At 74.9% G+C, this 8,073-nt stretch carries 7 protein-coding genes; 3 read left to right on the plus strand and 4 right to left on the minus strand.

Annotated features, from left to right (window positions below):
* Window positions 1–120 precede the first annotated feature (120 nt).
* Window positions 121–882, minus strand: coding sequence for a VOC family protein (locus ACSNN9_RS26805; protein WP_358091062.1), 762 nt, complete (start codon window positions 880–882; stop codon window positions 121–123).
* Between the two features lie 136 nt (window positions 883–1,018).
* Window positions 1,019–3,184, minus strand: a complete 2,166-nt coding sequence (locus ACSNN9_RS26810; protein ID WP_436676030.1) for a HelD family protein — start codon at window positions 3,182–3,184, stop codon at window positions 1,019–1,021.
* Between the two features lie 233 nt (window positions 3,185–3,417).
* Between ACSNN9_RS26810 and ACSNN9_RS26815 the strand changes: the two genes are divergently transcribed.
* From ACSNN9_RS26815 to ACSNN9_RS26825, 3 genes are read left to right on the plus strand one after another with little or no spacing between them, the layout of a single operon-like run.
* The gene (locus tag ACSNN9_RS26815) at window positions 3,418–4,002 is read left to right on the plus strand and encodes an ArsR/SmtB family transcription factor (RefSeq protein ID WP_436676032.1); all 585 of its coding nucleotides are present in this window, start codon (window positions 3,418–3,420) and stop codon (window positions 4,000–4,002) included.
* A 40-nt stretch (window positions 4,003–4,042) separates the two neighbouring features.
* Window positions 4,043–5,404 carry an MFS transporter gene (locus tag ACSNN9_RS26820; RefSeq protein WP_436676033.1) on the plus strand — a complete coding sequence of 454 codons (1,362 nt, stop codon included), beginning with the start codon at window positions 4,043–4,045 and terminating at the stop codon, window positions 5,402–5,404.
* 33 nt (window positions 5,405–5,437) lie between these two features.
* Window positions 5,438–6,289, plus strand: a complete 852-nt coding sequence (locus ACSNN9_RS26825; RefSeq protein WP_436676034.1) for a menaquinone biosynthetic enzyme MqnA/MqnD family protein — start codon at window positions 5,438–5,440, stop codon at window positions 6,287–6,289.
* Between the two features lie 32 nt (window positions 6,290–6,321).
* Here ACSNN9_RS26825 and ACSNN9_RS26830 read toward each other — a convergent pair whose 3' ends face one another.
* Window positions 6,322–7,263, minus strand: coding sequence for a hypothetical protein (locus tag ACSNN9_RS26830; protein ID WP_436676035.1), 942 nt, complete (start codon window positions 7,261–7,263; stop codon window positions 6,322–6,324).
* Window positions 7,263–8,073 (minus strand): hypothetical protein (locus ACSNN9_RS26835; protein WP_436676036.1); only part of this gene is annotated, 811 nt, incomplete at its 5' end. The genes ACSNN9_RS26835 and ACSNN9_RS26830, both read right to left, overlap by 1 nt.

Genomic DNA, 8,073 nt, shown 5'->3' on the forward strand with positions numbered 1-8,073 from the left:
CCCCGCACCCCCCGCGCCCCCCGTTCTGCTGCGTCGATCATGCAGTTGTGGTGCCGCGCGAAAGGGGCGAGTGGGCGCGAAACGCCCACCCGAACTGCATGATCGACGTGGGAGAGGGTTTCAGGGGCGGGTCAGGACGTTGAAGAGGGCGCCGTGGGGGTCGCGGAGGGCGGCGAAGCGGCCCGCCGGGGTGGTCTGCGGCGGGACCAGGATGCTGCCGCCGAGTTCGGCGGCGCGGGCCGCCGCCGCGTCGGCGTCGGCCACCGCGAAGTACACCGACCAGTACGCGGGCGTGTCCGCGGGGAACCCGTCACCGAGCGGCGGCACCATGCCGGCCACGATCCGGGTGCCGAGCCGCCAGCCGGTGTACGTGACCGGACCCGCCCGCTGGTCGTCCGGGTGCCAGCCGAAGACCAGCTCGTAGAAGACCTTCGCGCCCTCCGGATCCGGGGTGACCAGCTCCGTCCAGGTCAGTGCCCCCGGGACGTCGAAGACCTCCGCCCCGGGCATCGACATCGGCTGCCAGACGCTGAACGTCGCCCCGGCGGGGTCGGCGAAGACCGCCATCCGTCCCTGGTCGAAGACCTCGAACGGGGGCACCACGACCTGCCCGCCGGCCCGCTCGACCCGGCCGGCGACCAGGTCCGCGTCGTCGGTCGCCAGGTACGTCGACCAGATCGGCACCTGCTCGGGCACGGCCGGCGGGCCCGCGCCCGCCACCGCCCGCCCGCCGAGCAGGAAGACCGTGTAGCCGCCCGCCGCGGGCTCCGGGTCGATCCGGCCGGTCCAGCCGAACAGCTCGGGGTAGAATCGCCGCGCTTCGGCGAGGCCTGGGGTGGCGAGGTCGGCCCAGCAGGGTGTGCCCGGCGGGACGGTGCTCACGTCGACCCCTCTCGGCGGGGGACGGCCACGCCGGCACGCCCCTGCCGGAATCGTGGCACCGACCCGCGGCGCCACGTGGCGGATCGGACGAAACGTCAGCTGAACCGTCGACCCGTCGCGCCGGGCAGGTCGCCGGTCAGCCCAGCGGCGCGGGCAGCGGTCGGGCGTGCAGCACGGCCAGGCGGGAGACCGCGCGGGTGAGCACCACGTAGAGCCGGTGCAGGCCGCGCGGCTCGGCGGCCACGATCGCCGCCGGCTCGACGACGACGACGTGGTCGTACTCGAGGCCCTTGACCAGGGTCGCGGGCACGACCGTGACGCGCGCCGCGGCGGCCGGCTCGTCAACGGTCGCGGTGTCGACGCCGGCGGCGTCCAGCGTCGCCCGCAGCCCGCCGACAGCGTCGTCGGCGGCGATCACCGCCACGGAGCCGTCGAACGTCAGCGCCGCGCGCACCTCGGCCACCGTCGCGGCGGCCAGGTCGTCGACCGTACGCACGTCGAGCGCGCCGTCGCGGCGCAGCGACTCGGCCGGGGGCACGTCGACGGCGAGCGCCGGCAGCAGCCGGTTGGCGAACGCGACCACGGCGGCGGGCACCCGGAAGCCGACCGTCAGCGGGACCACGACGGCGTCCGGCTTGCCGAGGTGGCGCAGGGACTCCCGCCAGTCGGCGGCGGCCCACGGGGCGGTGCCCTGGGCCAGGTCGCCGAGGAGGGTGATCGACCCGTGTTCGCTGCGCCGGGCGATGACCCGGCACTGCATCGGGGAGAGGTCCTGCGCCTCGTCGACGACGACGTGTCCGAAGCCGCCCGGCCGCTCGATCAGCCCGGCCGCCTCGTCGATCAGCACGGCGTCGGCCGCCGTCCACCTCGTGGCCTTCGGCGTCCGCCCGAGCTTCGTTCCGGTCGGGTTCGGGCGGCGCGCCGGGCGCGGGGCGTCCGCCGCGCCGGCTGCGGTCGTCGGGTCGGGCGTTCCGTCCCGGACGGCGGTCCCGCGCAGTCGCGCCTGCTCCTCGGCGCTGAGCAGCCCGTCCGCCGCCGCGGCGAGCCGCCGCGGGTCGGTGAGCAGGGCGTGCACCAGCCCCTCCGGGGTGAGCGCCGGCCAGACCGCGTCGAGGAAGGCGGTGACCGGCGTGGCCTTGCCCATCCGGCGCAGCCAGGCGTCGCTCGGGGACTCGGCGCGGCGCGCCTCGGCCTGCCGTTGCAGCAGCGACACCACCCGGGCCCGGACGCGCTCGCGCCCCGTGGCGTACGGCAGCCGCTCCCGGCGGGTCTCCTCGACCACCCGGTGCAGCGGGTCCAGCCCGATCCGCCAGCGGAACGAGCCGTCCGAGACCATGATCGGCTCGGCCGCCTCGCCGATGTGCGCGTCGACCGCCCGGCGCAGCACCTCGGCCATCCGGGCGTCGTGCTTGATCGCGGCCACCGCCGGGTCGTCGACGGCCCGCACCGGCACCCGGCCGACCAGGTCCTCCACCGTGGCCTGCTCGACCTCGACCTCGCCGAGCGCCGGCAGCACCGCCGCGATGTACGACAGGAAGGCCCGGTTCGGTCCGACGATCAGCACCCCGGACCGGCGCAGCCGCTCCCGGTGCAGGTAGAGCAGGTAGGCGGCCCGGTGCAGGCCGACGGCCGTCTTGCCGGTGCCCGGCGCGCCCTGCACGCAGATCGAGTCGGCGAGGTCGGCCCGGACCAGCTCGTCCTGCTCCGGCTGGATGGTGGCGACGATGTCGCGCATCGGCCCGACGCGCGGTCGTTCGATCTCGGCAGTCAGGATCCGGCTGGTCGTGCCGAGTTCCTCGCCCCGGTCGAGGCGCTCGTCCTCGAAGCTGGTCAGCATCCCGTTGCTGAACCCGAAGCGACGCCGCACCGCCACGCCCTGCGGGTCGCGCGCGCTGGCCCGGTAGAACGACCGGGAGACCGGGGCCCGCCAGTCCAGCACCAGCGGCTCGCCCCGGTCGTCGGTGACGTGCCGCCGTCCGACGTGGTACCGCCGCCCGGCGTGGTCCGTGTGCCACCCGTCGGGCTCGTCGCCGGGGCCGGCGGGCGGGGCCCCGGTCGCCGGGCCGAAGTCGAGACGGCCGAAGAAGAGCGGCGTGGTGGGGTCGTCGGCGAGTTCGGCGACCCGGCGGGCCAGGGTGCGTCCGAGCGTCTCGGCCGCGTACGCGTCGCCGGCCACCTGGTCGCCCGTGGAGAAGAGGGCCCGGGCGCGTTCCCGCATCCGGGCGAGGGCGGCCCGGGAGGTGGCGAGGTGCTCGCGTTCGGCGGCGAGGTCGGCGTCCAGGTCGAGGTCGAGGTCGGTCACGGTGCATCCCGTCGGGTCAGCTGCCGGTCGCTCGCGTGTCCGGCGGGCGGATGGGCCGGCCCCCGGCGCGGGACGTCCGATCCGGTGGTCACCTCACCCTGGCCGTCAAGCGACCTGACAGCCTACGCGTCGGGCGCGCGGCGCTCCACCGAATTTCGACCGTGGCGCCGCCGCCCCCCGGTGCCGCCCGGCCACCGACCCATGGCGGTCGGGCGACCAGGAATCATGGACGCATGACGGAGGCGCGTCCCGAACAGCGCCGGATCACGATCAGCGACCCGCAGGTGATGCGGGCGCTGGCCCATCCGGCCCGAATCGCGATCATGGAACACCTGGGCGTGGTGGAGGGCGGCGCGACGGCCACCGAGTGCGCGGAGGTCGCGGGGTTGTCGCCGAGCGCGACCAGCTACCACCTCCGGGCGCTGGCGAAGTCGGGCCTGGTGGAGCAGGCGCCGAGCCGGGGGGACGCGCGCGAGCGGCTGTGGCGTCCGGTCGGCCGGGGCCTGATGGTCGACGCGGGGCGCTCCGCCGGCCCGGAGGCGCGCGCGGCCGAGCAGGCGCTGGTGGAGGCGCACGCGGCCCGGGACATGGAGCGGACCCGGGACTGGCTGCGCCGCGCCGACGACGAGCCCGCCGAGTGGTACGAGGTCGCGCTGTTCAGCGACACGCTGCTGCTGCTCACCGCCGACGAGCTGGCCGGGCTGAACGAGGCGGTGAGCGCGCTGTTCGAGCCGTACCGGCAGCGGAACCGCCAGGCGGACCCGCCGGCCGGGGCGCGCACGGTGGCGGTGCAGTACCGGGCGGTGCCGTTGGCGTAGGGGGTTGATTCGATCAGTTGTGAAGGATTATTTTCGAAGTATGTCCTTCACAACTGACGGTTCGCGCTGGTCCGACGTCTGGCTCGCCGCCACCGCACGGGGCGTCTCGATGTGCGGCGACTTCCTCGCCGCCACCGCCCTGGCGCTCGCCCTCCAAGCCGCCGGCGCCAGCGGCATCGCCGTGTCCGGCCTGCTGCTGGCGGCCACCCTGCCGCTGGTGGTGCTCGCCCCGCTCACCGGACGGCTCGCCGACCGGGCGGACAGCCGGACGCTGCTGGTCGCCGCCGGCCTGGGGCAGGCCGCCGTCTGCGCCCTGCTGGCCTTCGCCGACGATCCGGCCCTGATCATCGGGCTCGTCGCGCTGCTCGCCTGCGGGCTGGCCGTGACCCAGCCCTGCCTGGCGGCACTGCTGCCGGCGATGGTGCGCCCCGCCGACCTGCCCCGGGCGAGCGCGATCAGCCAGACGGCCGTCACCCTGGGCACGCTCGGCGGCCCGGTGCTCGCCGGGCTGCTGGTCGGGCAGTTCGGCACCCGCGTACCTCTGCTCATCGACGCCGGGAGCTATCTCGCGCTGGTGGTCGCGGGCCTGCTGCTGCGTACCCGCAGGGGCGGCCGGCGGGCCGCGACCACGCCCACGTCCGGGGCGGAACGGGCCCCGGCGTGGCGGCTGCGCCGCGACCCGCTGCTGCTGGCCGTCGTCCTCAGCACGGCCGCGGTCATCACGGCCGTCGGCGGCATCAACGTGGTCGAGGTCTTCTTCATCCGGGAGACCCTCGACGGCTCGCCCACCGTGTACGGGCTGGTCGGCGCCGCCTGGATGGCGGGGATGCTGCCCGGCAGCTGGCTCTGCGCCCGGCTGGCCCACCGGCTCACCGACGACGGCGCCCTGGTGTACGGGGTGCTCGCGACGCTCGGCGGAATCTCCCTGACGGTGATCGTCGCCGCCGCCGTGCCCACGGCCGCGCTGCTGGTCCCGCTCTGGCTGGTCGCGGGCGCGGCGAACGGCGGGGAGAACGTCTTCGCCAACCTGCTCACCGCCCGGCGGGTGCCGGAGGCGTCGCGCGGCCGGGCGTACGCCCTCTACGGGGCGGCCGTGCAGGGCGGCTCGATGGGCGGCTACCTGATCGGGGGCGCCATGCTGGCGCTGCTGTCGCCGCGGCCCCTGATCGCGGGAGCCGGTGCGGCCGGCCTGCTGGTCGTGGCGGCCTTCGTGCCGGCCGTCGCCCGGTCCGTCCGGCGCGTCCGGGCGGGCGGGACCGCGTCCGGATCGTCGGCCGCCGGATCCGCGCCGGCCGGGACGTCGGCCGCCGGACCGGCTGAGGTGGCCGGCGTGCGGGCCGAGGAGCGGGGCGGCGACCCGGCGGCGGATGCGGGCTTGGCCACTCCCACCCCGGCCCGCTGAGCCCCCGCCCGGCGGCGGGGATACGGTCGGGGCATGGCTGAGCACGTCGCACGTCCCCGGGTCGGGCACATCCAGTTCCTGAACTGCCTGCCGATCTACTGGGGGCTGATGCGCTCCGGCGCCCTGATCGACGTCGACCTGCACAAGGACTCCCCGGACCGGCTCAGCGCCGCGCTGGTCGCCGGTGACCTGGACATCGGCCCGATCTCCCACGTGGAGTACCTGCGCCACGCCGACGAGCTGCTGCTCCTGCCCGACCTGGCGGTCGGCAGCGACGGCCCGGTGCTGTCCGTCAACATCGTCTCCACCCGTCCGCTGGCCGAGCTCGACCACGGCAAGGTGGCGCTGGGCTCGACCTCGCGGACCGGCGTGCTGCTGGCCCAGTTGCTGCTCGGCGAGCGGTACGGGGTGAACCCGGAGTACTTCCGCTGCCCGCCCGACCTGACCCAGATGCTGCTGGAGGCCGACGCCGGGGTGCTGATCGGCGACGTGGCGCTGCGCGCCCTCTATGAGGCGCCGAGGCGGGGCCTGGAGGTCACCGACCTCGGGCAGGCGTGGCGGGAGTGGACGGGCCTGCCGATGGTCTTCGCCGTCTGGGCGGTACGCCGCGACTTCGCCACCGCCCACCCGGGCCTGGTCAAGGAGGTGCACGAGGCGTTTCTGCGCTCCCGGGACCTCTGCCTGGCCGAACTGGACCAGGTCGCCGAGGCGGCCGCACGCTGGGAGCCGTTCGACGCGACGACGCTGGCGACGTACTTCCGCGCGCTGGACTTCTCCCTCGGCGAGCGCCAGGTGGCCGGGCTGCGCGAGTTCGCGCGCCGCGCCGCCGCCATCGGCGCCGCCCCGCCCCTGCCCGCCTCCGGCCCGGCCTTCTTCATGGGCTGAGCCCCCTGGCCGACCCGGGCGGGGGCCGGGGTCTAGGTGGTGGGGCGGAGGAGGGCTTCGGTGATCTTCTGGCAGTTCTTCATGCCGTACTCGTAGCCCTTGCCGATCGGGTAGCGGACCATCACGCCCATCGTCCAGGTGTCGCCGATGGCGAGGCAGTTGATGTGCATCTCCTGCTCGCGCGTACGGTCGATCCAGCCGTTCTTGATCGCGATGGTCTTGCGCTCCGCGGCCGGGAACGCCTTGCGGATGCCGAAGTCGCCGCCGCCCCGGACCAGCCGCATCTCGTCGATCAGCCACTTGGTCCACTTCGGCCCGGCGGCGCGGCCGTCGGCGATGCAGGCGCCCATCCGGGCGGTGTCGCGGGGGGAGAGCGCGGTACGGCTCCAGCCGCCGTCGGCGGCGACCTTGCTGTCGGTCAGCTCGCACAGGGAGATCAGCCGCTTGATCGAGGCGGACCGGCCGACCGTGTTGTAGAACTGCTCGGCCCGGGTGTTGTCGCTGTCCCGGATGATCTTCGTGGCGTCCGCGAGCCTGGCGTCGCTCGGGGTCTGCCCGGCGTCGTCGGCGCGGCGCAGGTAGTCGGCCACGACCCAGGCCTTGATCAGCGACGCGGTGGTGCTGGTCTCGTCCATGTTGTCCGAGCCGATGATCTCGCCGTTGCGGCGGTCGAGGACGCTCCAGGAGTACCAGCCCTCGATGCCCAGGTCGATCTCCTTCGCCTGGAACGGCAGTGGCTCCGGTGTGGGGCTCGGCGTCGGCGACGGCCGCGAACTGCGGTCGCTCGGGGTGTCCGTGCCGCGTCCGGCCGGGTCGGCGGGGGCGCCCCACGTCGCCGCGGCGCGGGACTCGAACGGCGAGCCCGGCAGCAGCCGCAGCGAGACGAGCACCAGGCCGATGAGGACCACCGCGATGGCGATGAGCCTGCCGGGGGAGGCGTCTGCGGGCTCGTCGGCCCGGCGCTGCCGCGCCATCAGAGCTTCCCGGCGGGCTGCTGGGGCACCTTGAGGGCGGCACCCGGCTGCGGGGTCACGAGCTGGCTGGCGACGGAGGCGCAGACCTGCGCGCCGTAGTCGAGGCCGCTCTTCTGCGGGTAGCGGAGCATCACCGCGAGGCTCCACCTGTCGGTGACCGCGAGGCAGTTGACGTGCCAGTTGCCGTCGTAGTTGAGCGGGGTCCAGCCGTTCTTCATGCTGACCGGGCCCTGGGCCTTGATGGCGGTGGGCAGGCCGTCGATGATGCCCCAGCGGCCACCGCCCGACCGGGCCTTCTGGTCCTTGGCGGCCGTGCTGCCCCTGACCTTGCTCATCTCGTCCAGCAGGAGCTTCGTCCACGTGGGGCCGGCGGCCGTGCCGTCGGCGATGCAGTCGCCGAGCCGGACGGCGTCGCGCGGGGACATCCGGGTGAAGCTCCACCAGCCCACGTAACCGGGCACGTTGCCCGGCTTGGTGTCGGTGAGCTCGCAGGTGCTGATCATCCGCTTGATCGTCGCGGCCCGGCCCACGGCGCCGTAGAGGGCGTTGGCGGCGTCGTCGTTGCTGTCCCGGATGGCGGTGGTGATCTGCTTCCTGCGCTCGGCCGGCAGCGGCTTGTCGCCGAGCTGGCGGAGGTAGTCCGCCGCGAACCAGGACTTGATCATCGACTCGGTGGAGCTGGTCGAGGTCATGTTCTTCGACCCGGAGATCTCGCCGCTTGCCCGGTCCATCAGGGCCCACGAGAAGAACTCGCCCTTGAAGTCCACCGCCACCGGGCCGGCGGCCAGGGTCGGCGGCGGGGGTGGGGTG

It is taken from the genome of Micromonospora sp. URMC 107 (assembly GCF_051386315.1).
Taxonomy (GTDB): domain Bacteria; phylum Actinomycetota; class Actinomycetes; order Mycobacteriales; family Micromonosporaceae; genus Micromonospora.